This window comes from Streptomyces sp. NBC_01210 (assembly GCF_036010325.1).
Classification (GTDB): domain Bacteria; phylum Actinomycetota; class Actinomycetes; order Streptomycetales; family Streptomycetaceae; genus Streptomyces.
In genome coordinates this window covers 4756672-4782448 of sequence record NZ_CP108549.1, presented here as the reverse complement: position 1 = coordinate 4782448, position 25777 = coordinate 4756672, and the positions used below count along the sequence as shown (strand labels likewise).

Sequence of the window (25777 nt, the reverse complement as noted above, 5' to 3'; positions counted from 1 at the left end):
ACGTGGACCATCGACGCCTTGCACCGCGACGGCGAGCCGGGGGGCCAGAGCTCCTTCCCCCAACCCCAAGGAGAAATCACCATGTCAGCCGCAACCACCCCCGCCGGGCACCCCACCGCCGAGCAGCTCCCGCCCGCCGGGCTGACCCCCATCCCCGAAGAGGAGCTGATCTTCCCCCGGCCGCCGGTCTTCGACGACGTCGCCACCGAGCGGCGCCACCGCAAGGAGCGACTGGCCGCAGCGCTGCGCCTGTTCGGCCGCTTCGGCTTCGAGGAGGGCGTCGCCGGACACATCACCGCACGCGACCCCGAGTACCCCGACTACTTCTGGGTCAATCCGCTCGGTGTCTCCTTCAAGCACATCAGGGTCAGCGACCTCCTGCTGGTCAACGGTGACGGCGAGGTCGTCCAGGGGCGGCACAGGGTCAACCGCGCGGCGTTCGCGATCCACTCCGCGGTCCACCAGGCCCGCCCCGACGTCATAGGCGCGGCACACAGCCACTCGGTGTACGGCAAGGCCCTGTCGGCCACGGGCCGGCATCTGGAGCCGCTCACACAAGATGCCTGCGCCTTCTACCAGGACCACGATCTGTTCGACGACTACACCGGCGTGGTGAACGATCCCACCGAGGGCAGGCGCATCGCCGACGCTCTCGGCTCCCACAAGGCGGCGATCCTGCGAAACCACGGCCTGCTCACCGTCGGAACCTCCGTCGACTCCGCCGCGTGGTGGTTCATCACGATGGAAAGGTCCGCTCAAGCGCAACTTGCTGCCAAGGCAGCCGGCCCGACCATCGGCATCACGGATGAGAACGCCAAGCTGACCCATGGCCAGGTCGGCGGCGAGTTTGTCGGCTGGTTCCAGTTCCAGCCCCTTTTCGAGCAGATCTCGCGGACCGACCCGGATCTGTTCGAATGAGCTTGCGAGACGGCCCCGCACGCGATACGTCGGCGACAACGACATGCACGGATGGCCGACCCTCGCCCGTGCCCAGGGCCGCCGGCTGCACGGCGCGCGCGGTCACCCTCGACACCTGGCTGCCGGCCTGGCGCCCGCGCGATTTCCCGCAGCCTGCTCGCCGAGTTCGACCTCAGCCTGGCCCTGTCCGCTTGTACCCGGCCCGCCGAGCTCACGCCTGACGCGCCCTGGTCCGCGCCCGGGGAGAGCCCTGGTGACGGCCCGCCGAGTCTCGTACCAAGCCCACCCCCTTCGTAGGAGCCAGCCATGACCGACCGCAAGACCGTCCTCGCCGTCATACCGCCGCATGTCGGCGGCCGCCAGGTCGGCGCCGCTTTCGCCGCCGCCTTCGCCGACCGGGCCGAGGTGACGCTGGTGGAGGCCACCGACGAGGACCCCGAAGCGCTGTCCCGTGCCCGGGTCCTGGTCACCGCCCTTGCACCGGTCACCGGGGCGGACATCCATGCCGCGCCGTGGCTGGAGTTCGTCCAGTGCTCCAGCCACGGCTTCGACTACGTGGACCTGGACACCGCCCGCGCACGCGGCGTGACGGTGTGCAACATCGGCTCCACCGGCGCCGAGCACCGGGAGGTCGTCGAGCACACCTTCGCGCTCCTGCTCGCGCTCGCCAAGCAGCTCGTCCCGGCCCATACCGCGCTCGCCGCCGGAGACTGGGCCAATCACCGCCTGCAGCCGTCGCTGACCGGACTCGCGGGAAAGACTCTCGGCCTGGTCGGCTTCGGGGTGGTTGCCCAGGAGGTGGCCCGTCGGGCCGCCGCTTTCGACATGGAAGTGCTGTACACGGCACGCAGTGAGCACGCCGAAGCGGCGGAGCGGTTCGGCGCGCGCCGGGTGCCGCTCGAGGAGCTGCTCCGGCGCTCGGACGCGGTGTCGCTGCACGTCCCGCTCACCGAGGAAACCCGGCAACTGCTGGACGCCGACCGGCTGGCGCTGCTGAAGCCCACCGCGTTCCTGATCAACACTGCCCGTGGCGCCATCGTCGACCAGGAGGCCCTCGCGGACGCGCTGGAGGCCGGCCGGATCGCCGGGGCAGGCCTCGACGTCTTCGACCCGGAGCCCCCGGGCCCGGAACTTCGGCTGCTCCGAGCCCCCAACGTGCTGCTCACCCCGCACATCGCGGGCGTCACCCGCGACACGGTGCCCCGGATCGTCAGGGCCGCGATGGAGAACACCACGGCATACCTGGACGGCAAGCCCCCGCGAGACGTGGTCTGCGGATGACGCGATGGAGCCGGTCAGGGCGCACCCTGGCGGCATGACCGGCTCCCACCGCCCCGGTGTTGGTGGGCTGGTCAGTCCGCGCCCCAGATGTCCTCCAGGTAGCGGTTCGCCTGGCGCAGTCCGGTGAACCAGGCGTCTGCGTCGCCGGCCGATGTGCCGGTGCGGCCGGCGAAGATGCCGGTGAGGGCGCGTCGTACATCGGGCGCCATCCTGGTGGCGTCGCCGCAGACGAAGACGACGGCCTCCTCGTGCAGCAACTGCCAGACCTCGTCGGCGTGTTCGGCGATGAGGTTCTGGACGTACGTCTTGGGCCTGCCCGGCACCCGCGAGAACGCCGGGTGCAGCCGTACGATCCCCAGCTGCTCGAAGTGCCGCAGCTCCTCCTCGTAGAGGAAGTCCCGTTCGGGGTTGCGGCAGCCGAAGAAGAGCAGCGACTGGGCGACTGGCGCGCCCTGTTCCTTCTGCGTGGCCCGCTCCTGCAGGAAGCCGCGGAAGGGTGCGAGACCGGTGCCGCAGCCGATCATGATCATCGGAACGTGGGGGTTGTCCGGGGGCCGGAACGGGATCGTGGGCTTGCGGACGAAGGCGAAGACTGTGTCGTCGGGCTCGCTGTGGGCCAGGTGGCTGGAGCACACGCCGTGGAAAAGTCCGTGGCCGGATCTGGCCGGGGCCTCCAGCACGCCGGTGGTGATGCTGCAGACGTCCGGGGAGACCAGGGGCGAGGAGGAGATCGAGTAGTAGCGCGGGCGCAGTGGCGGCAGCAGCTCCAGGAAGGTGTCGAACGGCAGATGGCAGTCCGGGAACTCACCGAGCAGGTCGAGCACCGACTGGCGCGGGGCGAAGACCCGCTCCTGGTAGTGCTCGCGGCTTTCGGGGTCGTCGGCGGCGAGGGTGAGCAGTTCGTCACGTTGCTTGGGGTCGTCGGCGTAGGCGGCCATGGCCTCGAGGTCGGAGCGGGTGGCCACGTCCTGCAGCTCGACGCAGCTGGCGAGCACGCCGATCAACGGCACGGCCTCGCCCGTCGGCAGGTGGCTGGGCACCCCTGGGCCCGGCGCGATGGTGACGTAGTTGCCGAGGTCCAGCTTGAAGTGCCGGCACACGCGCCATACCGCGTCGACCCGGTTGCGCGGCAGCACGCCGAGGTGGTCGCCCGCCTCGTAGGTCGTCCCTTGGGGCAGGGCGATCTCCAGGTGGCGGGTGGAACGTTCCGGCCGCCCGCCGTCGTGGTGCTGCAGCTCGCTGTTGACCCGTACGAAAGCGGGACGGGCACGGTAGGAGGTGACGACCGGGTTGGTCTCGCGCCTGTTGACCGTCGAGATCGCCAGTCCGGGCCTGGGCGCGGCGGCCTGACCGACCGCGGCCGGCAGCGACAGCGCCTCGGCGAGGTCCGGCCACAGCCCGGCGTGCCATGCCCGGTACTGCGCGTCGAAGTCGCTCTTGGCGTCTCCCTCGCCGCGCGGGTGGACGCGGGTGGCGCCGTGTGCCTCCAGCTCGGTGTCGACCAGCTTGGGGACGGTCTGGTAGGTAGCCGCCCAGTCGGTGTGTCCGCAGCCGAAGACGGTGTACCGCATGGTGGAGCAGGCGTCCGCCGGGGTCGCCGGGTCCTGTAGCCAGCCGCAGAACCGGGCGGCATTGTCCGGCGCTGTGCCGTTGTACGAGGCGGTGACGACGATGGTCGCGCCCTTGCGGGGCAGATCGCCGAGGTGGTCGTCGAGCGGGCCGATCGTGACGTCGAAGCCGCGTTCCGTTCCCTCCCGTGCGAGCTCTCCCGCGATCTCTTCGGCGGTGCCCAGGTTGGAGCCGAACAGCACCGCCAGCGGTGTACCGTGCACCTCCACGGCGGGCACGGCGGCGGCCTCGGGCTTCGGCGCCTTCGCCGGTTCCGCCTCCACGGCGCGCGGCGAAGGCACGGCGGCCGTCCGTCCAGCGAGTGGCCTGACCTGCACCTTCAGCCCGTCCGGCTTGATGGTGAGGGCCCGTTTGATCTTCAGCTTGTAGCCGAGGTGGTCAATCAGTTCGAAGCGCTGCAGCAGCATGCCGAGCACCAGCTGCGCCTCCTGCATCGCGAACTGCCTTCCGATACAGGCCCGTTGTCCGGTGCCGAAGGGTTTGAAGGCGTTCGGCGGAAGCTGCGCCCGACGCTCCGGGCTGAAGTGCTCAGGGTCGAACTCCTCGGCGTTCGGGCCCCAGATGTCGCGGTCCCGGTGGAGTGCGGGAGCGATGACGATCAGCGGGGTGCCGGGAGAGACCCGGTAGCGGCCGCCGACGGTCGTCTCCTCGCGCGGGGTGCGGGTGAAGCCGGGCGCGGTCGGCCACAGCCGCAACGACTCGTCCAGCACCTGCGCGATGTAGGTGAGCCGGTGCACCTGCTCGTACGTCGGCGCGACCCCCGGATCCGTACCGAGGACCTCGTCGGCCTCGGCACGCGCGCGCTCGACCACCTCGGGGTGCTTGAGCAGGAAGTACGTGACGAAGGAGAGCAGACCGCTGGTCGTCTCGTGACCGGCGATGAGGAAGGTGATGCACTGCGCCCGGATGTTCTCGTCCGGAAGCCGCTCGCCCGACTGCCGGTCCACACCGGCCAGCATGCAGCCGAGCAGGTCCTTGGTCTCGGTGTCCCCGGCCTCCCGCCGCCGCTGGATGAGCTGATCGACGAGCCCGCTCATGAACGCGTTGTCCCGCTCGTACCGGCGCTGGGCGCGCTTGCGGACCCGATTGACGGCCGCGGGCAGCCCGGCCTGCTTCTGGGCCTCCAGCAGGGCTCGCGTCATGGCCTGGACGAACGGGTGCGGAGCTTCCCGGTAGAAGGAGTTGAAGCGATAGCCGAATCCACACAGCGCGACAGTGTCCAGGGTGAGGCGGGTCATGTCGGCCGACACGTCGACCTCGTCGTCCGGGTTGAGCCGGGCCCACTTGTCCAACAGCTGCCCGGCCACGTCCAGCATCATCGGCATGTAGTCGCGCATCGCCTTCAGGCCGAACGGCGGCATCAGGATGTTGTGCGCCCGCTGCCACATCGGGTCGGCGGTGTCCGCGGTGAACAGCCCGTTGTTGACGGCGGACCTCCGCAGCCGCGCCTGCCCGCCGGTCACCAGCTTGTCGAAGCGCGCGTCGTCGCAGATCTCGTCGACGAGATCGGCCCCCGAGACGAAGATCTGCTCACCGAGCGGCGTGTCCAGCCGGTAGATCGGCCCGTACTGACGAACCAGCCGGATCGTGTGCTCGATGAAGTTCCGGTGCGCGACGTCCCGGAGATTCCCGATCAGCGGAAGCCCGGCAGGCGTGGGAATTGCCTCCGCACCGCGACCACTCAGCGTCGTCATCTCGATCACTCCCAGGAATCGGTGGAGCCACCGCCCGTGTATCGAGCGTCTCCCTGCGATGCGGGGGCTGCAACAGCGGATGTGTTCGCCAGGGTTCACATCCCGTCCCTCTACCAAGCACACCGGTCTGACCAGCGCGTTCTCACTCAGGCCGCTGGCCTGACCGGTCGCGGAGAGGCTTCTCCCCCGCCGACGACCTCGCCGGCGGGAGTGAACAACAGCTTCGATGCCCGGACGAGGAGACGGAGCCGTCCCACTCGCCCCGGTCGGGTGTGTACGGGCAGAACATCACCCCGTCGAGGGAAGATCGCCGGCAGTATCCGAAACGTGGAGCAGAGCCGCATCCAGTGGCGGCCGTCAACGGGGCCGTTGGTTGGACAGACGCGCCGTTCGGCCCAGTTCGCTGGGCCTGCGGGTGCGCTGGTCCTGTGATGTCACACAGCCTGGCCAGAGGAGTCGCGGACAGGCCCTCCTCGGAGGAGGCGGTTGTGTCGGAGGAACGGGCGATGGAACCCCAGGAGACCCGCGAGCTCGACAAGATGCTGAGCGATCCTGGCTACCTCAAAGTGCTGGCGTTGTCCGCATTGGTCGGTGTCCCCGTTTCCCTGGCTGCTTTCGGGTTCCTCGTACTGGAGCACGCCGCGCAGCACTGGCTCTGGGATGATGTGCCGCACGCTCTCGGCTACTCCGCGGTTCCATGGTGGTGGCCCCTTCCGTTGCTGACTGTTGCGGGCCTGATCGTGGCCTGGGTCGTGTCCGTGTTCCCGGGGCACGGCGGTCACCTCCCTGTGGATGGGGTGGGCGGGGGCCCGGTCCTTCCGTCCGCGGTACCCGGTGTGGTCGTGGCCGCGTTGGCGAGCCTGTCGCTGGGGGCGGTACTCGGCCCCGAGGCGCCGTTGATGGCGCTGGGCAGCGGGCTGGCGCTGCTGGCCGTTCGGGCAAGCCACCGCGCGCAGGCCCCACAGCTGACGGCAGTCCTGGGGACGGCCGGGGCGACCGCCGCGATCTCGGCAGTCTTCGGAAACCCGCTGGTGGCCTTCGTGCTCATCATCGAGGCGGTGGGGATCGGCGGCTCCCAACTGATTGCCTTGATCCTGCCGTGCATGCTCGCGAGTGGGGTCGGCGCCCTGGTGTTCACGGGTTTCGGGCGATGGACCGGCCTGGGCACCGGCGCACTCTCGCTTCCGGTACTGCCTCCCAGTGAGGCTCTGAGCCCGGGTGACTTCCTGTGGGGGATCCCACTTGCCGCAGCCATTGCGGTCGGCTCGGTGGTGGCGATGACACTCGCCACGAAGATTGCCGAGTGGACGGCGAAGCGGCCGGCGTCGCGGACGGTGGCCTGCGCCGTCGCGGTCGGGGTGTTCGCCGCCGGGTACGGGCTGAGTACGGGCCGTTCACCGGAGGAGGCGGCGTTGTCGGGCCAGACGACGCTGGCCGACATGGCTGCTGCACCACATGCCTGGCCCGTTTCAGCGCTGATTCTCCTGCTGGTGTTCAAGGGGCTCGCTTGGACGTTCTCGTTGGCGGCCCTGCGCGGAGGACCCGTCTTTCCGGCACTGTTGATCGGTGCGGCGGCGGCCGTGCTCTGCTCTCCATTGCCCGGCTTCGGCTTGGCATCCGGGCTGGCTGTGGGACTGGCTGCAGCCGGCGCGGCGGTACTGCGCCTCCCGATCGCCGGGATGGTTCTGGCGACACTGCTCCTGGGGCCTGATGCATTGGCGCAGATGCCCGTCCTCGTCGTTGCCTCGGTGGTGTCCTTCGTGTGCGCGGAGCTCCTGCGCGGTCGTCGAACCCTGCGAACGCCCGCGCCGTGAGGGCCGGCCGCCGAGCTCTGGTCTGCGGTTTCGCGGGTCCCTCAAGGTGTTCCTGCCGGCCTGGGTGAGAGAGGAGACGCAGCGCTCCGGCATCGGTCCGCTCCGAGGAATCAGCCGGATCGACCCCACGGTGGTCCTGCCCCGATCCGGAGACCCCGAGTACCAGGAGGATGACTGCCGGTTGCGGCGTTGTCCGCGGCGCGCGTGCTCCTTGGCCTGCCCTTCCGACCCGCAAAGGCCTGGAGCACGCCGGGCGGCTCAGTCCTCGTCTGTGCCCCACCGCCGGGGAGGCCAGGGCACGTCGGCTCCGGATTGGGCGTAGGCCAGGTGCAGTGCGGCCGAGATGACGCCGAGATGGCTGAACCCCTGGGGGAAGTTGCCGAGTTGCTCCCCGGTGTCGGGGTCGATCTCCTCCGCCAGCAGGCCGAGGTCGTTGGCGCGGTCCAGGACGCCGGCGAGGTACTTCTCTGCTCTTTCGGTGCGGCCGGCACGTGCCAGGGCGGCCGACAGCCACAGGGTGCAGAAGACGAACGAGCCCTCCTCGCCCGACAGGCCGTCCGCCCCAAGGTAACGGTAGACATGGCCGTTGCGGGTCAACTCGGCTTCCGTCCGGTCGATCGTGGCGAGAATCCTGGGGTCGTTCGACGGCAGGAAGCCCCGCAGGCTCACCTGCAGCGAGGATGCGTCGAGTTCGTCGTGGTCGAACGCCTGGAGGAACGCACCGGTCTTGGCGTCAACTCCCTTGGTCTCCAAGGCCGTCCGAATCTCCTGGCGGGCCTGCTCCCAACGCTCGCGCAACCCCGGCTCCTGAGCCAGCTCGGGGGCCATGCCGAGGAGGCGGATGCCGCAGTCGACGGCGGCCCATGCCATCAGTTTGGAGAAGACGAAATGCCGGCGCCCGCCACGGACCTCCCAGATACCCTCGTCGGGCTCCTGCCAGCGCTTGATGTTGAGGTCCACCACGTCGCGCAGGAACCGCGCACCGTGCGGGGCGATGATCTGCTGGCCGCGCAGCTTCAGGAGGAGCATCGTCGCTTCCAGCAGTTCGCCGTACGTGTCCAGCTGGAACTGGTCCCACGCGCCGTTTCCCACCCGGACCGGGCGAGAGGAGCGGTAGCCCTCCAGACGGTCCAGTTCGACCTCGTGCAGCAGCCGTTCACCGCCGATGCCGTACATGATCTGCAGGTCCTCGGCCCGGCCCGCGGTCGTGCGCAGCAGCCAGTCACCGAACCGCCCCGCTTCCTCCAGATACCCGATGGCGCCCAGAGCGCCCAGCATCGCCGCGGAGTCGCGCAGCCAGGTGAAGCGGTAGTCCCAGTTGCGTTCTCCACCGATCTCCTCGGGGAGCGAGGTGGTGGGGGCCGCGGCCAGGGCGCCGGTGTCGTCGTAGATGAGTCCCTTGAGCACGAGCGCGCTACGCACCACGGCGTCGCGGTGGGGGCCCTGGTAGGTGCACCGCGCGGCCCAGTTGGTCCAGAACGCCACGGTCTCCGCCAGCCTGCCGTTCAGGTCGACGAGGGAGTGACGCTCGATGGTCAGTGCCCCGGCCTGCGCGTAGGTGAGAGCCACGTGGGCGACCTGACCCTCAGTCAGGGCAGTCCGCGCGGTGCAGTTGCCGAGGTCGTCGACCTTGAGCGGTGCCAGCCCGCTCTGCAGAAGCAGGGAGTCCGGGCCGCCGGTGACCACGGCCAGATCCTCGTCGGTGAGTTCCATGTACGGGACGGTCATCCCGTACTCGAACCTGGGGGCGAACTCCAGCTCCATCTCGACTGTGCCCGACTCGCTGCGCACGGTGCGCAGCAGCAGTCCGTCCGGGGGCCGCCGTTCGACCCGGCCGGGGTGGGTGAGGTCCTCGCGCACCGGCAGGCAGTCCGTCACCGTGACGGCTCCGGTGGCCGTGTCGAAGCGGGTCTCCAGCACGTTCGTGTCCGGCAGGTAGCGACGGGTGGTGGTGAACTGTCCCACCGGGGCGATGCGGAAGTAGCCGCCACGGTCCCGGTCCAGCATGCGGGCGAAGACCGATCTCCCGTCGAAGCGGTGGAAGCATGCCCATTCCACCGACGCGTCGCGGCTCACCAGCGCCACGGAGTGGCAGTCGCTGAGGAAGGCGTAGTCGGAGATCGGCGGGTAATCGGTCCTGGCCATGTCGTTCAACTCCCTCAGGACGTGAAGTCCACAATCACCTTGATGCCGGTCTGGTCCCGGTCGAGTGCCTGATCGATGTCGCGCTGGGCGACTCGACGTGTCACAAGTCCTTCCAGCCGGCCCCGGTCGGCTCGGGCGAACTCCCTGGCGGCCAGGTAGTGGTGTCGGCGGTCGGCATCGACGGAGCCGAAGGCCGCGAGGTTCCGCAGAACGGCCCACGTGGCGAGCCCGTCCTCGATGCCGCCCGCGGACCGGCTCCCGTCAGCGAGCCGACGCCGGTGAGGCGGACAAGCCCGCCCGCGGCGACCACCCCGGCTGACTGGCCGTCGGCGATCTCCGCGTCTGTGCTGGAGACCCCGACGGCGAGAGACTCCACGACCATGGACCCGGACTCGACCTCCGGCTCCGCGACCTCACTCAGCTCCAGCGAGCCGCTCTTCCGGGTACCACCGTCACCGCACGCATGACCGCCTCGATTCGGCGTGTCAGCCGCCGACCCACATGGCGGCCCGGCGCCCCCTGGGCCGGCTGTCCAGGTCACGAGCACCTTGGCCTTCGCCTGCTGGTACTCCTCCTCACTCAATGTCCCTCTGCCTCCCGAGATCGGCGAGTCTTGCGAGATTCCCGACCGGTGCCCAAGAGGTCCTTCCGGCGGCTCAAGCGCCGTCACGAGGAGGGCTCCACACGTGACGCCGGCAGCCCGCCGGCCCCAGGGCGGCACCACCGGCATCCTCACAGTCAGCCACTGATGTAAGTCGCTGAACAACTTCGGATACGGGTCAGCAGTCACCGTGCATCCGGTGTCCCGGTGTCCCGGCCTGCGGCTGCTGTGCGGTCCGGTTGCAGTCTGCCCTGCTCGACCGCCGACACCAGGAGCCGGGCAGCCACGCCGATCAGCACGAGATTCACCGCCATCTGCCCTGTGGCCAGCAGCCGGGCCGATTCGCTGCGCGGGCTGACATCTCCGAAGCCGACCGTGCTGACGACGGTCATGGTGAAGTACAGCGCGTCAGTCCGCGACAGCGACTCGCTGAAGTTGTTCGAAACGCTGCGCTCCATCAGGAAGTAGGCCGTGGCGAACAGAAGCACGTAAAGCGGGAGGGTCGTCGCCAGGGCTTCCATGGCCCGTAGCTCGGGCCGCGGGGACAGTGTGATCTTTCGGATCTGCCAGGACAGGAGCACTGCCACCGCTGCGATACCGCCGACGAGCGCGATGACCGTGCGGGCGGTGAAGGCCGAACCGAGCGGTAGCAGGTAGTAGGCGATGACGAGGATCCCCGCGGTCAGCAGCGAACGCACGACAGCGCGCAACGCCTCTCGGCGGCCCCTACCCGAAGTCCTGCCCACGGTTCCGTCCCGATGTACCCGATGCCGTGACCGCGCTGTCGCCGGCTCGTGGTTTCACCCTTCCCGGCGCCCTGGTCGCCGTGCGGTAGGCGCACCACGCGGTCACCGGGATGGCCGGGCCTCCCGTCGGCGAGCCGCTGAGCGGTACCGATCCTTGGCAGCCAGGGTCGTTGAAGCGCCGGACGGCTTTCGCATCGCCCGGCCAGGGGTGCGGGATCTTCGGCACGTGGATGCCGGTGGTGGCCGGCCCCGCACATCAGTGGTCCGCGCCCTTGATCCGACGATGAGAGACCTGTTCCCGTGCCGTGCGCCAACGTGACCGTGTCTGCTCGACCACGCTGTCCCACTGCAGGCGGACCTCATGGTCGGAAGGACGCTGGCCCTGACGGATCCGACTGAGCTCGTCTCGTACTTCTCGTCCCAGTGCAGCCGATGCGACGAGGACAAGCATGGCTGCGAAGAGAGCCGAGATCATCGCGAAGACGGCACCGACCACCCCGTAGCGTGAGACGGAGGCGTTGAAGAGACGCGGCATGTAGAGGGTTGCGCCCACGGAGTAGACCGCTGTCAGAACGGCTGCGGTGACGCCGAAAGGGATCAGGTCGGGCCAGGTGATCCGCTTCGCTGACAGGATCCAGCCGCTCCAGACAAGGAACACGGCGGTAACCGGTGCCTCAGTGGCCGCGGTCACCAGACCTCGCCCGCTCCCGCCAACGACTGCGGAGAGCCACCCGATGACCACTGCGTAGCCACCAAGAGTGAGGATCCACCACAGGCCGTTTCGTGTGTTGCGCATGCTGAGGGGCTTGAGTTCCCATGTCTGTTCGAAGAGCCGCTGCGAGGCTCGCGCGAAGCTCAGCACCGAGATCGTCAGGAACACCACCCCGAAGATGCCCACGCTCACGTTGGTGCTCTCGACAGGGGAGAAGAGAGAGGCGACTGCCTCGGCGCCCGCTCCGGTGAGGCTGTAGCGCTTGATGATCCGCTCCGCGGAGTCGTAGCGGACGAAGTCGCTCAGGACGGCGCTGTAGAGGATTACGAGCGGAACCAGTGCGGTGAGAGCGCTGGACGCCAGGGCCATCGAGCGGTCGAAGCCAACGATCTTCTGAAACCGGTTGAAGACTCGCAATGCAAAGGCGGGACGCAGCCAGAACGTCAGCGTTCTGACGAGACGCTCGCGATTGATCCTCGCCGTCCTGCCCTCCGTGAAGATCGGAACCTGTGTGGCGGCGCGAGCTTAACGGACGGCCATGGGGTCGATGACGGGCGACACGGATGTTTCGCCCGATGCGCGACGCCATGGCCCCCTCCCCTTCCTGGCCAACAAGCACCTCTCCCGCGAAGAAGCCCAACGCCTCATCGGGGGCCTCGAGCCCTCCACCGACCCCGACGCCGACTGGTACGTCCGGGACGGGGACGACCGCGATCCCGGAAGATCAAAAACTGGGTCGAGACGCTCGCCTCAACGGAGAGCGCCCCCGCAGACCGGGCACCTGGCACCCACCGGCTAATGATCAGCTCCAGCCCCACCAACTGAAGATCATCAAACAAGCAGGGCCCGCACCGTGAGGCATGTCATGGTGTGGGCTCATTCACGTATAAACCGCCCTGTACGTACCGACTCGGTCGGCCACGCTCCCCGAGCAACGAGAAACGGGCCCTCACCAGGACTTTCGTCTCTGGTGAGAACCCGTTTCGTCGGTTTCTCTTTGTGCGCGAGGGGGGAGTTGAACCCCCACGCCCTTTCGGGCACTGGAACCTGAATCCAGCGCGTCTGCCTATTCCGCCACCCGCGCATTGGGTGTTGCCGCCCGTCCCCCACCTGTTCGGTGCGAGCGCCTGGCGACTTCCAGAAGATTAGCACGCGGCCCAGGGTGGATTCACATCAGATTGTTTGGCGGACCCGGCCGGCGAACAGAGGGAACGGAGGGCGGCAGCCCCCCACTCCTTCTGGGTGCACCCTGGGTGCGGGACACTGTCATGAGGCCGCCTCTACGATCCGTGTGAGAGGTGACACTCATCGACGGGGCAGACAAGGGGAACCAGCCGATTTCCCGACGCGTGGATACGATCAGTAAGCAGTACCAGGACGGCAACGACGGAGGAGGTGCCCCATGGGAGTCCTGAAGAAGTTCGAGCAGCGACTCGAAGGTCTGGTCAACGGCACCTTCGCCAAGGTGTTCAAGTCCGAGGTCCAGCCCGTCGAGATCGCCGGCGCCCTCCAGCGCGAGTGCGACAACAACGCGACGATCTGGAACCGCGAGCGAACCGTCGTACCCAACGATTTCATCGTCGAGCTCAGCGCGCCCGACTTCGAGCGTCTGAGCCCGTACTCCGGCCAGCTCGGCGACGAACTCTCCGGACTGGTCCGCGACTACGCCAAGCAGCAGCGCTACACCTTCATGGGACCCATCAAGGTCCACCTGGAGAAGGCGGACGACCTCGACACCGGCCTGTACCGGGTGCGCAGCCGCACTCTCGCGTCGAGTACGTCACAGTCCCCGGAACGGGCTCCGGCAGGCCCCGGCCCCGCCGCCCCCCAGGGCGGCGCCCGCGGCGGCTACGGCTACCCGCCCACCGCCGCACCTCCCATGCCGGCCGCGCCCCCTCCGGGCGTCGGCCGCCCCGGCCCCGCGCCCGTCGCGGACCGACGCCCGGCACCCGGTCCCGGACCGCTGCCGAGCACCCAAGTACGACGTTGGATCGAGATCAACGGCACCCGCCATCAGATCTCCCGCCCGACGCTGGTGCTGGGTCGCAGCACCGACGCCGATGTGCGGATCGACGACCCCGGCGTCTCGCGCCGGCACTGTGAGATCCGGACCGGAACGCCCTCGACGATCCAGGATCTCGGGTCTACCAACGGCATCGTGGTAGACGGGCAGCACACCACCCGCGCTACGCTCCGCGACGGCTCGCGGATCGTCGTGGGCAGCACCACCATCGTTTACCGGCAAGCCGAAGGGTGAAGCGGGGGCAATGTCAGAGCTGACCCTGACGGTCATGCGGCTAGGTTTCCTGGCCGTTCTGTGGCTGTTCGTGATCGTGGCCGTTCAGGTCATCCGAAGCGACCTGTTCGGTACGCGCGTCACGCAGCGCGGCTCACGCCGCAATGCCGACGCGCGTCCGCAGCAGACGCGCCAGGCCGCTGCGCCACCGCAGCAGCGCCAACAGGCCACCGGCGGCCGCCAACGCCGCGGTGCGCCCAGCAAACTCGTCGTCTCCGAGGGCACCCTCACGGGCACCACGGTGGCGCTGCAGGGCCAGACCATCACCCTGGGCCGGGCACACGACTCCACGATCGTGCTGGACGACGACTATGCGTCCAGCCGGCATGCCAGGATCTACCCGGACCGTGACGGCCAGTGGATCGTCGAGGATCTCGGGTCCACCAACGGCACATATCTCGACCGGACCCGACTCACCACCCCGACACCGATTCCGCTGGGCGCGCCGATCCGCATCGGCAAGACCGTCATCGAGCTGCGGAAGTAGTACGACAATGAGCGAGCGGAGCGAGCGAGCCGCAACGGTCCCGACAGCGGACCGGCACGGGCTCCCGACCGGAGGGTGGGCAGTGTGGCTCGAGACCGGCTGTACCCCGAGCCGACGGGCGAGGTGCGCATGAGTCTGTCTCTGCGCTTCGCCGCCGGGTCGCACAAGGGCATGATCCGGGAGGGCAACGAGGACTCCGGCTACGCCGGACCCCGCCTCCTGGCCATCGCCGACGGCATGGGCGGCCAGGCCGCCGGCGAGGTCGCCTCCTCGGAGGTCATCTCCACACTCGTCACGCTCGACGACGACGTGCCCGGCTCGGACATCCTCACCTCGCTCGGTACGGCCGTACAGGGCGCCAACGACCAGCTGCGGCTGATGGTCGAGGAAGATCCCCAGCTCGAAGGCATGGGCACCACGCTCACCGCCCTGCTCTGGACCGGCCAGCGGCTCGGCCTCGTGCACGTCGGCGACTCCCGCGCCTATCTGCTCCGCGACGGCGTACTGACCCAGATCACCCAGGACCACACCTGGGTGCAGCGGCTGGTCGACGAGGGCCGGATCACCGAAGAGGAAGCCACCACCCACCCGCAGCGCTCCCTGCTGATGCGCGCGCTGGGCAGCGGCGACCATGTCGAGCCCGATCTCTCCATCCGCGAGGTCCGCGCCGGCGACCGGTACCTGATCTGCTCCGACGGACTGTCCGGCGTCGTCTCCCACCAGACGATGGAGGACACCCTCGCCGACTACCAGGGCCCGCAGGAGACCGTGCAGGCGCTGATCCAGCTCGCACTGCGCGGCGGCGGCCCCGACAACATCACCTGCATCGTCGCGGACGTCCTCGACACCGACTCCAACGACTCCCTGGCCGGGCAGCTCAGCGACACCCCGGTCGTCGTCGGCGCGGTCGCCGAGAACCAGCTCCAGCTGAACGACGGCGGCGCCATGCAGACCCCGGCGGGCCGCGCGGCCGGCCTCGGCCGCCCCGTCCCGCCGCAGACCTCCGGCGGCTTCGGCCCGCCCGGCAGCGGCGACGGCATGGGGTACGGCGGAATGCCGCCCGAGGGCAGCTTCGGCGCGTACAGCGACGAGGACTTCATCAAGCCCCGCGGCGGCCGCAAGTGGCTGAAGAGATCTCTCTACGGCGTGCTCGCGCTGGCGGTCGTCGGCGGCGGTCTGTACGGCGGCTACAGCTGGACCCAGACCCAGTACTTCGTCGGCTCCAAGGACGAGCACGTCGCCCTCTACCAGGGCATCAGCCAGGACCTCGCCTGGGTCTCGCTCTCGAAGGTCCAGAAGGACCACCCCGAGATCGAACTCAAGTACCTCCCGCCCTACCAGCGCAAGCAGGTCGAGGCGACGATCACCGAAGACAGCCTCGACAAGGCGCGAACCAAGGTCCAGGAGCTCGCCGACCAGGCCGCTGCCTGCAAGAAGGACGAGCAGCGCCGCGACGCCGCCGACCGCGCGAGCACTCCACCGCCCGGTGAGGGCGAGGCCGGTGGCACCACCGGCAAGCCCACCACCCAGAACGCCAAGACCAAGCCGACCGCAGCCACTCCGTCTCCGGGTCCCACCCTCTCGGAGGAGGAGCAGAAGCTGGCCTCGAACTGCGGAAAGCAGTAATCGGCCGTAGGGGGCCTTCTCCACCATGAGCGTTGTCACCAACACCACCACGATCGGCGCGATCGAAGCACCGAGCCGCCGCAACACCGAGCTGATGCTGCTCGTCTTCGCCGTAGCGATCTCCGTGTTCGCGTACGCCAACGTGGGCCTCGCCATCAACGGCGCACTCCCGGCCGGCATGCTCGGATACGGAATCGGGCTCAGCCTGCTGGCGGCCGTCAGCCACCTCGTGGTCCGTAAATTCGCCCCGTACGCGGACCCCCTGCTGCTCCCACTGGCGACGCTCCTCAACGGCTTCGGCCTGGCGATCATCTGGCGTCTCGACCAGTCCGAGCGCTTCCAGGCACTCAAGACCTTCGCCCCCGCCGCAACCAAGCAGCTGATGTTCTCCGCAGTGGGCGTCGCCCTCTTCGTCGGCGTACTGATCCTGCTCAAGGACCATCGCATCCTGCAGCGCTACACCTACATCTCCATGGTGGTCTCGCTGTTCCTGCTGGTTCTGCCGGTCTTCTTCCCCGCCGTGAACGGCGCCAAGATCTGGATCAACATCCCCGGCGTCGGCACGCTCCAGCCCGGCGAATTCGCCAAGATCATCATTGCGATCTTCTTCTCCGGCTATCTGATGGTGAAGCGCGACGCCCTGGCCCTCGCCAGCCGCCGCTTCATGGGCCTCTACCTGCCCCGCGGCCGCGACCTCGGACCCATCCTCGTCGTCTGGGCGATCTCCATCCTCATCCTGGTCTTCGAGACCGACCTCGGTACCTCGCTGCTGTTCTTCGGCATGTTCGTCGTGATGCTGTACGTCGCCACCGAGCGGACCAGCTGGATCGTCTTCGGTCTGCTGATGTCAGCGGCCGGCGCCGTCGGCGTCGCCACCTTCGAACCACACGTCCAGCAACGCGTGACTGCCTGGCTCGACCCCTTCGCCGGCTGGGGCAAGGAGGCTGCCAGCGAGCAGATCGCCAAGTCCCTCATGGCCTTCGGCTCCGGCGGCACCCTCGGCACCGGCCTCGGTCAGGGTCACTCCGACCTCATCGGCTTCGCCGCCAACTCCGACTTCATCCTCGCCACGGTCGGCGAAGAACTCGGTCTCGCCGGCATGATGGCCGTCCTGCTCATCTACGGCCTGATCGTCGAGCGCGGGGTGCGCACCGCCCTCGCCGCCCGCGACCCCTTCGGCAAGCTCCTGGCGATCGGCCTCTCCGGCGCCTTCGCCATCCAGGTCTTCGTCGTCGCCGGCGGTGTCATGGGCCTCATCCCGCTGACCGGTATGACCATGCCGTTCATCGCGCAGGGCGGTTCATCCGTGATCGCCAACTGGGCCCTTGTCGGCATCCTGATCCGTATCAGCGACACCGCGCGCCGTCCCGCGCCGGCACCCGCCCCGTCCCCCGACGCCGAGATGACCCAGGTGGTCCGACCGTGAACAAGCCCCTGCGCCGAATCGCGATCTTCTGCGGGCTTCTCGTCCTCGCCCTCCTGATCCGGGACAACTGGCTCCAGTACGTCCGAGCCGACGAGCTGAACTCGCACAAGTACAACCGTCGCGTCCAGATCGAGCGGTACGCCTACGAGCGCGGCAACATCATCGTCGACGGCAAGCCCATCACCGGCTCCGCCGAAACGAACGACACGGACTTCAAATACAAGCGCACCTACGTCGACGGCCCCATGTGGGCGCCGGTGACCGGGTATGCCTCGCAGGCCTTCGACGCCAACCAGATCGAGAAGCTCGAGGACGGCGTCCTCACCGGCAACTCCGATCAGCTCTTCTTCGACCGCACCATGGCGATGTTCACCGGCGACCAGAAGCGCGGCGGCAACGTCGTCACCACCCTCAGCGGCGCCGCCCAGAAGGCCGCCTACAAGGGCCTCGGCTCCAAGAAGGGTGCCGTCGCCGCGATCGACCCCAAGACCGGCAAGATCCTCGCGCTGGCGTCCACCCCCTCGTACGACCCGAGCTCCTTCGCCGGATACGCGGGCAAGGACGAGAAGGCGTGGAACGCGCTCGAGAAGGACAAGGAAAAGCCGAAGCTCAACCGCGCACTGCGCGAGGTCTACCCGCCCGGCTCCACCTTCAAGGTGGTCACCGCCGCCGCCGCGCTGGAGCACGGCGAGGTCGACGACATCAACGCGGCGACGGACACCCCGGAGCCGTACATCCTGCCCAACACCCGCACGCCGATGGTCAACCACGCCAACGGCTGCAAGAACGCCAGCCTGATGAAGGCACTCGAGGTCTCCTGCAACTCCGTCTTCGCCAAGCTCGGTGACCAGGTCGGCCGGGACAAGATGCTGGAGACGGCGCAGAAGTTCGGCTTCAACAACCCCGAGATCGACACCCCGGTCCGTGCGGCCGCCTCCGTCTACAACAAGACAATGGACCGCTCCAGCAACGCGCTGTCCTCCATCGGCCAGTTCGACACCGCCACCACCCCCCTCCAGATGGCCATGGTCGCCGCGGCGATCGCCAACGACGGCAAGCTGATGAAGCCGTACATGATCGACCAGCTGGAAGCGCCCAACCTCGACGTCATCAAGAAGAACGAGCCGGAGGAGATGAGCCGCCCGCTCTCCCAGAAGAACGCGCAGCTCCTCCAGCAAATGATGGAGAACGTCGTCGAGAGCCCCACCGGCACCGGCGGCAAGGCCAAGATCAACGGCGCCACGGTCGGCGGCAAGACCGGCACCGCCCAGCACGGCGAGAACAACAGCAAGCGGCCGTACGCCTGGTTCATCTCGTACGCCAAGACCGACAGCGGATCGCCGGTCGCCGTAGCGGTCGTCGTCGAGGACTCCAGCGGCACCTCTCGCGACGACATCACCGGCGGCGGTCTCGCCGGTCCCATCGCCCGCGATGTAATGCAGGCGGTACTGGAGAGCAAGAAGTGACGCGAATCACGTCCACTGTCCATACCTGCACATTGCGATACCGGTCGGGTATCAGGTGACCGTCGCGGGCGGACCAGGCACGGCGTGCCCGGTAGCGTATGCGCGAACAGCACACCGCCGGACCACACACGGGTGCGGTCAGGACTGACGGAGAGGGCTGGAACAGCTATGGAAGAGCCGCGTCGCCTCGGCGGCCGGTACGAACTGGGCTCGGTGCTCGGCCGTGGTGGCATGGCGGAGGTCTACCTCGCCCACGACACCCGGCTCGGCCGCACCGTCGCCGTGAAGACGCTGCGGGCCGATCTTGCCCGCGACCCGTCCTTCCAGGCCCGGTTCCGCCGTGAGGCCCAGTCGGCCGCCTCGCTCAACCACCCGGCGATCGTCGCGGTCTACGACACGGGCGAGGACTACGTCGACGGGGTCTCGATCCCGTACATCGTCATGGAGTACGTCGACGGGTCCACGCTCAGAGAGCTGCTGCACTCCGGGCGCAGACTCCTGCCCGAGCGCACGCTCGAGATGACCATCGGCATCCTCCAGGCGCTGGAGTACTCGCACCGCGCCGGCATCGTCCACCGCGACATCAAGCCGGCGAACGTCATGCTGACGCGCACCGGCCAGGTCAAGGTCATGGACTTCGGCATCGCCCGCGCGATGGGCGACTCCGGAATGACCATGACGCAGACCGCGGCAGTCATCGGCACCGCCCAGTACCTCTCCCCGGAGCAGGCCAAGGGCGAGCAGGTCGACGCCCGCTCCGACCTCTACTCCACCGGCTGTCTGCTCTACGAGCTGCTGACGGTCAGACCGCCGTTCGTCGGGGACTCCCCGGTCGCGGTCGCCTATCAGCACGTACGGGAAGAGCCCCAGCCGCCCAGCAACTTCGACCCCGAGATCACGCCCGAGATGGACGCGATCGTACTGAAGGCGCTGGTCAAGGACCCCGACTACCGCTACCAGTCGGCCGACGAGATGCGCGCCGACATCGAGGCCTGCCTCGACGGCCAGCCGGTCGCGGCAACGGCGGCGATGGGCGCGGTCGGCTACGGCGGCTACGCCCCGGACGACCAGCCGACCACGGCACTGCGCCAGGCCGACCCGGCCGGCCAGACCTCGATGCTCCCGCCGGTGAACCCGGACGACGGCGGCTACGGCGGTTTCGACGACCGCCCGGACCGCCGCCGCCAGAAGAAGTCGAACACCTCGACGATCCTGCTGGTACTCGCGGGCATCCTCGTGCTGGTCGGAGCCGTACTGATCGGCAAGTCGGTCTTCGGCGGCGGCGACGGCAACAACAGCACCGTTCCGGTGCCGCTGCTCGTGGGCAAGCCGTACCAGGAAGCCGAGCAGCTGGTGATCAACGCGGGCGTCAAGATCCAGAAGTCCGGCACTCAGCGGTGCGACCAGCCGAAGGGCAGCATCTGCAGCCAGACTCCCAAGGACGGCAAGATGAAGCAGGGGGAGACGGTCGAGGTCGTCGTCTCCGAGGGCGCCCCCAAGATCGAGGTCCCCGACGTCACCGACAAGCCGGTCGACAAGGCGACGGACATCCTGGTGAGCAAGGTCTTCAAGGTCGAGACCAAGGAGATCGAGTCCGACCGGGAGCCGGGCACAGTCCTCAAGCAGGACCCACAGGGCGGCTCTCAGGCCGAAAAGAACTCGACGGTCACCCTCACCGTGGCCAAGCAGACCAAGATCAACGTGCCTCTGGTGGTGGGCCAGCAGTTCGACGCCGCCAAGAGCCAGCTCGAGACCCTCGGGTTCCAGGTTGTCCGGAACGACGTCGACTCGGAGAAGCCGTTGGGTGAGGTCATCGAGCAGGACCCGGCGGGCAACTCGAAGGCCGCCAAGAACACCACGGTCACGCTGAAGGTCTCCAAGGGACCACCGCAGCAGACCGCCCAGGTGCCCCAGCTGATCGCGCAGACACTCGGCCAGGCCAAGCAGCTCCTCGCCCAGGCGGGACTGCAGCTCGGCACCGTCGACGGTCCGAACGACGACAACGCCCGGGTCTTTGCCCAGGACCCGCAGGCCGGTCAGCCGGCGACGCCGAATCAGCAGGTCAATGTGAGGACCTTCGCCGGTGACGGCGGGGGCAACGGGAACAACGGCGGCGGCGTTAACGGCGGAACCTTCGGCGGCGGCTAGCAGCCCTCCGTACCCGCACTCCGTAAGGCAGAAGCCCCGGCACCCAACCAAAGGTGCCGGGGCTCTCCTTATGCCGTCGACCGCCTCGCGCACAGTCTCGACCATCGGTCGTGTCTTCATATGTCCCGACTCGTTGGGCCGGATGGGGCGGGGACTCGGGCTCCGCCCTGGCCGCACCGCCAATTACACGAGTAGACAGGGACGGGCACGTGATCAACGAAGCCGTACTGCTGGAGTCGAGGTCGCTACGCAAGGGTGTTGTCGCGCGAACAGAGGTGCTTGACAGAGTCAAGACGCTGTCGCTGCTGCCGGACGGCATGCATGTGACGACGGCAATGGTCGCGACGTACTTCGCAGTGGCAGAGACGGTCATCTACAACCTGGTGTCCGATCACCGCTCCGAGCTGGAGGCCAACGGTTACCGTGTGCTGGCCGGTGAGGAACTGACTCGCTTTAAGCGAGTCAGTGGAATCCACTCGCGCACGCGCTCCCTGGCCCTGTTCACACGCAGGGCCGTCCTCAACGTCGCGATGCTGCTCCGCGACAGCGAAGTCGCACGTCAGGTCCGTACATACCTCCTCGACATGGAGTACACGGCACGCACCGCCCCTGTGGACAACTCCGTCCACAACCCCGCCGACTCCCCCTCCGACTCCCCCTCCGACTCCCTCGACGACTGCATCGACCGGCGCATCACCCACATCCTCGGCACAGCCGTCGTCCCCATGTTCAACGCCCTCATCGAGACCTCGAGCGAACACCGAAGGGAACTCATCGACCTACGCCAGGACATCCAGCGCGTCGAGCGCAGACTCTGCCACCACCACTCTCAGCTACGGCGGCTCGAAGGCCCACGGAAAGACCGGGTACTCGCCGGAGTCATGGGCGCCATCGACGCCATGAACGGTAACGAGTTCGAAGATCACGTCGCCGACCTCCTGCGCCGCGACGGCTGCACCGACGTCGTCGTACGCGGCGGCCATGGTGACCGAGGCGTGGATATCACAGGGCGTACCCCTGACGGACGCCCACTCGTCGTCCAATGCAAGAGGTTCGCGCCCCACAACTCTGTGACGAGCCCCGACATCCAGAAGTTCCTCGGGGCCGCCAAGGTGCTGCACAAGGCCGACGTCGCGCTCTACGTAGCGACGTGCCCGTTTACCAGGGACGCCCTCAACATCTCGGCCGAGGGCGGTATCACCGCCGTACACCGAGGGCTGCTCGAGGCCTGGAGCGCGGGCACGCCGCTGAACGCACTCAGGTAGCCGACGCGGCATCGAAGCAGGGAAAGGGCCCGAAGTCGCAAAGGTAAGTTGCGACTTCGGGCCCCAGTCATCCTAGACCGACTGGCCCCCTTCAAGGAGGTCCCTCAGCGCAGCTCCGCCGGCGGCGTACGGTCCTTGTCGACCTTCTCCATGCGCTCCAGCTCGCCCCACACGACGTAGCGGTAGTCAGAGGTGTAGACGGGCGTGCACGTCGTCAGCGTGATGTAGCGGCCCGGCTTCGACTTCCCCGACTCCTTCGGGACCGGCTGCAGCACGTCCACGTTGTACTTCGAGGTCTCTTTGAGCTCGTTGTAGACCTTGTAGACGTACCAGGTGTCCCGGGTCTCGAAGACGATCGGATCGCCGTTCTTCAGCTTGTGGATGTTGTGGAACTTCGCTCCGTGCCCGTCCCGGTGCGCGGCCAGCGTGAAGTTGCCCTTGCTGTCCCAGGGGAGCGCCGACTTGATCGGGTCCGCGTAGTAGCCCGCGATGCCGTCGTTGAGGCTCTTGGTGTCGGTGCCCTTCTTCACCAGCACCTCGCCGTTGCTCATGGCAGGTACGTGGAGGAAGCCGATGCCGTCCTTGGTGTCGAGCGCGCCAGGAACGCCGTTCCAGCCTTCGCGCATCTGGTCGCCCTGCTTGGAGGCCGCACGGTCGGCAAGAACGTTCGTCCACCACAGTGAGTAGACGACGAAGAGCGCCAGCACCACGCCCGCGGTGATCAGCAGTTCGCCGAAGACACTGATGACGCCGGCGATCCGGCTACGCGCACGTGCCACTGCACCTGTTCCCGTCTTGAAGTCCCACAGCGTTCAGCCGACGAGCGCGTCGGGTTTGCCCTTGCTGCGCGGCCGTTCCTCGACCATCTTGCCCCACACGATCATTCGATACGTACTCGTAAATTCCGGCGTACACGTCGTCAGCGTGATGTACCGGCCCGGCTCGGTGAATCCGGAGCCGGGCGGCACCGGACCGATCACTCCCACGTTCGACGGCGAGGTCTGAGGGAGGGTACGCACCGTCTTGTACGTGTAGTACGCGGCCTGGGTCTCAACGACGACCAGGTCCCCCGGGTTGAGACGATTGATGTAACGGAACGGTTCGCCATGGGTGTTGCGGTGGCCCGCGACCGCGAAGTTGCCCGACTTGTCCCCGGGCATCGCGGTCTTGAGCTTGCCCTCGCCGTAGTGGCCGACCATCCCGCGGTCGAGCACGTTGTGCTTGCTGATGCCTTCTGCGATCGGGACGACCACGTCCAGCTTGGGGATATACATGATGGCGAAGCCCTGCCCGGGCTCGAACGCACCGGGCTTGCGGCCCTTCGCCCAGTCGTCCTGGATCTTGTTCGTCTCCTGGCCGGCCTGCTGACCCGCGCGTATGTTCGTCCACCAGAGCTGGTACGTGACAAACAGCAGCATCAGCACGCCGAAGGAGATGAAGAGCTCGCCGATGGCGCGGCTGGCGATGACGGCGGGGCTGTCCTTGAGCGCACGCGCCGCACGGCGGGCCTCGACGCGCGAAAGAGGCTTGGCGGGCACGGCGTCGGCCCCGGCCGAGGCGGCGGCGGCGGGCTGAGCACGCCTACGGCCCCGCCCGCCCTTGGCCGCCTTACGGCGCTCGGCCCGCCCCGGACCTGCAGGGGTCTCCGCGGCGCGACGCGTGTCCGACGTACGCAGCGCGACGGTCTCGTCGTCCGGCACGGATATCGGCTCGGACACCGGTATCGGCGCGGGCGCGGACATCGGTTGCTGCTCGGAAACCGGCTCCGGCTGTCCGTACCAGTCCCGCTGATAGCCCTCAGGATCGTCCACGGTGTACTGGCCGTACCCGGACCACTCCTGAGGCTGCGGCTGCGGCTCCTCCGCCTCCGGAACGCTCGGTGCCTGGAACCACGGCGAGCCGTGCCCCCTGGGCGGCAGCGGGCCCGTCAGCGGGTCGTACTCATCCTCAGGGCCTACGGCACTCACGCCAAGGCCTTGCCCACCACCGGTGCGAGCCCCGCCGAACGGCCGACCGCCCCGGTGTCGCCGCACTGCTCCAGCCAGTTGGCGAGCATCAGATGGCCGTGCTCCGTGAGCACCGACTCGGGGTGGAACTGCACGCCCTCGACGGCCAGTTCACGGTGGCGCAGCCCCATGATGATGCCGTCCGCCGTCCGCGCCGTGACCTCCAGCTCGTCCGGCAGATCCGCCGGCTCGGCCGCCAGCGAGTGGTAGCGGGTCGCGGTGAAGGGCGAAGGCAGCCCGGCGAAAACGCCCTTGCCCTCGTGCGTGACCAGCGAGGTCTTGCCGTGCAGCAGCTCGGGCGCGCGGTCCACCACACCGCCGTAGGCCACCGCCATCGACTGCATCCCCAGACAGACGCCGAAGACCGGAACGCCGGTGTCCGCGCAGTGCCGCACCATGTCGATGCACACACCGGCCTGCTCGGGCGCTCCGGGACCGGGGGACAGCAGTACGCCGTCGAAACCGTCCTGCGCGTGCGCGAGTTCGACCTCGTCGTTGCGGCGGACCTCGCACTCGGCGCCGAGCTGGTACAGGTACTGGACGAGGTTGAAGACGAAGCTGTCGTAGTTGTCGACGACGAGGATGCGTGCACTCATCGGGGCGCCCCCGCTCCGTCGACCGTCACATCATTGAACGGAAGCAGCGGCTCCGCCCACGGGAAGACGTACTGGAACAGCACGTAGACGACCGCCAGAGCGAGCACGAGCGAGATGAAAGCCCGCACCCATGCGTTGCCCGGCAGATGCCGCCAGATCCAGCCGTACATGCTGTCCCTTTCCGTTCGGTACCGCACCAGACTAAAGGGCGGCAGGGGCACATGGGTCAGCTGTGCAAAGCTTCCGGTTTGCCGTCGGTCACAGGCTGGGTGGCGTCCAGATGCGCCCAGGCGATCAGCCGGTGGCTGCTGCCCCATTCCGGATCGCAGGTGGTCAGCGTCAGATAGCGGCCCGGGCCGTCGAATCCGGACTTGCCCGGGACGGGGTCGATGACGCCGACATCGCTCGGCACGGTCCGGTACGGCTTCCTGTCGATGCGGTACGTGAACCAGGTCGTACCGTCCGTCAGCACGACCGCGTCCCCGGGACCCAGCTTCGGGAAGTCCTTGAACGGATCGCCGTACGTGCGGCGGTGGCCGGCGACCGAGAAGTTGCCGCTGCCGCCGAGCGCGGCGGTGGAGATGTAGTGGCCGAGGCCCTTGTGGAGGGTGCGCGCCTCGGTGCCCTCCAGAACCGGCCAGTCCCAGCTCCTGCCGAAGCGCGGGATGTACATGACCGCGAAGGGTTTTCCGTCCTCGTACGCCTTCGGGGCGGGAGTCGCGGTGCGACCGGGCGCGGGGGCCGCGACCGGGCCCTGCGACCACGTGTCCTGGAGCTGATCGATCTGGCCGTCCGTGGCGCTACCGGCCTTGATACCGGTCCAGAACAGCACGTACACCACAAAGAGCACGATCAAGGTGCCGACGGTGATGCAGAGTTCGCTGACGGTCCTGACGATCAGACGCATCGACACCGGCTCCC

20 protein-coding genes and 1 tRNA gene are annotated in these 25777 nt (G+C 68.2%); 10 read left to right on the top strand and 11 right to left on the bottom strand.

What is annotated here, in order from left to right; all coding sequences use genetic code 11:
- Positions 1 to 81 precede the first annotated feature (81 nt).
- Together OG735_RS21665 and OG735_RS21660 are read left to right on the top strand one after the other, a co-directional pair.
- Positions 82 to 918 carry a class II aldolase/adducin family protein gene (locus OG735_RS21665; protein WP_327324830.1) on the top strand — a complete coding sequence of 279 codons (837 nt, stop codon included), beginning with the start codon at positions 82 to 84 and terminating at the stop codon, positions 916 to 918.
- Positions 919 to 1224: 306 nt separating this feature from the next.
- The gene (locus tag OG735_RS21660) at positions 1225 to 2199 is read left to right on the top strand and encodes a 2-hydroxyacid dehydrogenase (protein ID WP_327324829.1); all 975 of its coding nucleotides are present in this window, start codon (positions 1225 to 1227) and stop codon (positions 2197 to 2199) included.
- Positions 2200 to 2270: 71 nt separating this feature from the next.
- Here the strand turns inward: OG735_RS21660 and OG735_RS21655 are convergent, their stop codons facing one another.
- Positions 2271 to 5522, bottom strand: coding sequence for a bifunctional cytochrome P450/NADPH--P450 reductase (locus tag OG735_RS21655; protein WP_327324828.1), 3252 nt, complete (start codon positions 5520 to 5522; stop codon positions 2271 to 2273).
- Between the two features lie 488 nt (positions 5523 to 6010).
- Here OG735_RS21655 and OG735_RS21650 point away from each other — a divergent pair, with 488 nt between their 5' ends.
- Complete coding sequence (locus OG735_RS21650; protein ID WP_327324827.1) at positions 6011 to 7336, top strand: chloride channel protein; 1326 nt, start codon at positions 6011 to 6013, stop codon at positions 7334 to 7336.
- 258 nt (positions 7337 to 7594) lie between these two features.
- Here OG735_RS21650 and OG735_RS21645 read toward each other — a convergent pair whose 3' ends face one another.
- The 5 genes from OG735_RS21645 to OG735_RS21625 form a co-directional block, all read right to left on the bottom strand.
- Entirely contained in the window at positions 7595 to 9481 is a 1887-nt protein-coding gene (locus OG735_RS21645; RefSeq protein WP_327324826.1) for a glycoside hydrolase family 15 protein, read from the bottom strand.
- A 14-nt stretch (positions 9482 to 9495) separates the two neighbouring features.
- Positions 9496 to 9690 (bottom strand): hypothetical protein, encoded by a 195-nt coding sequence (locus tag OG735_RS21640; RefSeq protein ID WP_327328405.1) that lies wholly within the window; start codon positions 9688 to 9690, stop codon positions 9496 to 9498.
- A 577-nt stretch (positions 9691 to 10267) separates the two neighbouring features.
- A complete protein-coding gene (locus tag OG735_RS21635; RefSeq protein WP_327324825.1) occupies positions 10268 to 10780 on the bottom strand; it encodes a potassium channel family protein in 513 nt (170 codons plus the stop codon).
- A gap of 304 nt (positions 10781 to 11084) precedes the next feature.
- Positions 11085 to 11909, bottom strand: a complete 825-nt coding sequence (locus OG735_RS21630; protein WP_327324824.1) for a hypothetical protein — start codon at positions 11907 to 11909, stop codon at positions 11085 to 11087.
- A gap of 631 nt (positions 11910 to 12540) precedes the next feature.
- Positions 12541 to 12624, bottom strand: a tRNA-Leu gene (locus OG735_RS21625).
- A 318-nt stretch (positions 12625 to 12942) separates the two neighbouring features.
- On the opposite strand from OG735_RS21625, the gene OG735_RS21620 reads away from it, so the two are divergent.
- The 7 genes from OG735_RS21620 (at position 12943) to OG735_RS21590 (ending at position 22254) form a co-directional block, all read left to right on the top strand.
- Positions 12943 to 13797, top strand: a complete 855-nt coding sequence (locus OG735_RS21620; protein ID WP_327324823.1) for a DUF3662 and FHA domain-containing protein — start codon at positions 12943 to 12945, stop codon at positions 13795 to 13797.
- Between the two features lie 10 nt (positions 13798 to 13807).
- Positions 13808 to 14323 (top strand): FHA domain-containing protein FhaB/FipA, encoded by a 516-nt coding sequence (locus tag OG735_RS21615; protein ID WP_327324822.1) that lies wholly within the window; start codon positions 13808 to 13810, stop codon positions 14321 to 14323.
- 129 nt (positions 14324 to 14452) lie between these two features.
- Positions 14453 to 15949, top strand: coding sequence for a PP2C family protein-serine/threonine phosphatase (locus OG735_RS21610; RefSeq protein WP_327328404.1), 1497 nt, complete (start codon positions 14453 to 14455; stop codon positions 15947 to 15949).
- A 25-nt stretch (positions 15950 to 15974) separates the two neighbouring features.
- Complete coding sequence (locus OG735_RS21605) at positions 15975 to 17375, top strand: FtsW/RodA/SpoVE family cell cycle protein (RefSeq protein WP_327324821.1); 1401 nt, start codon at positions 15975 to 15977, stop codon at positions 17373 to 17375.
- Positions 17372 to 18841 (top strand): peptidoglycan D,D-transpeptidase FtsI family protein, encoded by a 1470-nt coding sequence (locus tag OG735_RS21600; RefSeq protein WP_327324820.1) that lies wholly within the window; start codon positions 17372 to 17374, stop codon positions 18839 to 18841. The genes OG735_RS21605 and OG735_RS21600 overlap by 4 nt, the downstream gene beginning before the upstream one ends.
- Positions 18842 to 19009: 168 nt before the next feature.
- The gene (pknB, locus tag OG735_RS21595; RefSeq protein ID WP_327324819.1) at positions 19010 to 20989 is read left to right on the top strand and encodes a Stk1 family PASTA domain-containing Ser/Thr kinase; all 1980 of its coding nucleotides are present in this window, start codon (positions 19010 to 19012) and stop codon (positions 20987 to 20989) included.
- Between the two features lie 209 nt (positions 20990 to 21198).
- Entirely contained in the window at positions 21199 to 22254 is a 1056-nt protein-coding gene (locus tag OG735_RS21590; RefSeq protein WP_327324818.1) for a restriction endonuclease, read from the top strand.
- 104 nt (positions 22255 to 22358) lie between these two features.
- Here OG735_RS21590 and OG735_RS21585 read toward each other — a convergent pair whose 3' ends face one another.
- The 5 genes from OG735_RS21585 to OG735_RS21565 are packed head-to-tail and all read right to left on the bottom strand — an operon-like array spanning position 22359 to position 25769.
- Positions 22359 to 23033 (bottom strand): class E sortase, encoded by a 675-nt coding sequence (locus OG735_RS21585; RefSeq protein WP_327324817.1) that lies wholly within the window; start codon positions 23031 to 23033, stop codon positions 22359 to 22361.
- Positions 23034 to 23066: 33 nt separating this feature from the next.
- Positions 23067 to 24221: a class E sortase gene (locus tag OG735_RS21580; RefSeq protein WP_327324816.1), complete on the bottom strand. Its 1155-nt coding sequence runs from the start codon at positions 24219 to 24221 to the stop codon at positions 23067 to 23069.
- The gene (locus OG735_RS21575; protein WP_327324815.1) at positions 24218 to 24856 is read right to left on the bottom strand and encodes an aminodeoxychorismate/anthranilate synthase component II; all 639 of its coding nucleotides are present in this window, start codon (positions 24854 to 24856) and stop codon (positions 24218 to 24220) included. Before OG735_RS21575 ends, OG735_RS21580 begins: the two co-directional genes overlap by 4 nt.
- Positions 24853 to 25026, bottom strand: a complete 174-nt coding sequence (locus OG735_RS21570; RefSeq protein ID WP_327324814.1) for a hypothetical protein — start codon at positions 25024 to 25026, stop codon at positions 24853 to 24855. The genes OG735_RS21575 and OG735_RS21570 overlap by 4 nt, the downstream gene beginning before the upstream one ends.
- Before the next feature lie 56 nt (positions 25027 to 25082).
- Positions 25083 to 25769 carry a class E sortase gene (locus OG735_RS21565; protein WP_327324813.1) on the bottom strand — a complete coding sequence of 229 codons (687 nt, stop codon included), beginning with the start codon at positions 25767 to 25769 and terminating at the stop codon, positions 25083 to 25085.
- Positions 25770 to 25777 lie beyond the last annotated feature (8 nt).

Coding starts and splice junctions, on each gene's coding strand:
- OG735_RS21610 (WP_327328404.1), top strand. CDS start 14,453: ATGAGTCTGTCTCTGCGCTTCGCCGCCGGGTCGCACAAGGGCATGATC.
- OG735_RS21660 (WP_327324829.1), top strand. CDS start 1,225: ATGACCGACCGCAAGACCGTCCTCGCCGTCATACCGCCGCATGTCGGC.
- OG735_RS21665 (WP_327324830.1), top strand. CDS start 82: ATGTCAGCCGCAACCACCCCCGCCGGGCACCCCACCGCCGAGCAGCTC.
- OG735_RS21575 (WP_327324815.1), bottom strand. CDS start 24,856: ATGAGTGCACGCATCCTCGTCGTCGACAACTACGACAGCTTCGTCTTC.
- pknB (WP_327324819.1), top strand. CDS start 19,010: ATGGAAGAGCCGCGTCGCCTCGGCGGCCGGTACGAACTGGGCTCGGTG.
- OG735_RS21615 (WP_327324822.1), top strand. CDS start 13,808: ATGTCAGAGCTGACCCTGACGGTCATGCGGCTAGGTTTCCTGGCCGTT.
- OG735_RS21630 (WP_327324824.1), bottom strand. CDS start 11,909: ATGGCCCTGGCGTCCAGCGCTCTCACCGCACTGGTTCCGCTCGTAATC.
- OG735_RS21620 (WP_327324823.1), top strand. CDS start 12,943: ATGGGAGTCCTGAAGAAGTTCGAGCAGCGACTCGAAGGTCTGGTCAAC.
- OG735_RS21570 (WP_327324814.1), bottom strand. CDS start 25,026: ATGTACGGCTGGATCTGGCGGCATCTGCCGGGCAACGCATGGGTGCGG.
- OG735_RS21655 (WP_327324828.1), bottom strand. CDS start 5,522: ATGACGACGCTGAGTGGTCGCGGTGCGGAGGCAATTCCCACGCCTGCC.
- OG735_RS21645 (WP_327324826.1), bottom strand. CDS start 9,481: ATGGCCAGGACCGATTACCCGCCGATCTCCGACTACGCCTTCCTCAGC.
- OG735_RS21605 (WP_327324821.1), top strand. CDS start 15,975: ATGAGCGTTGTCACCAACACCACCACGATCGGCGCGATCGAAGCACCG.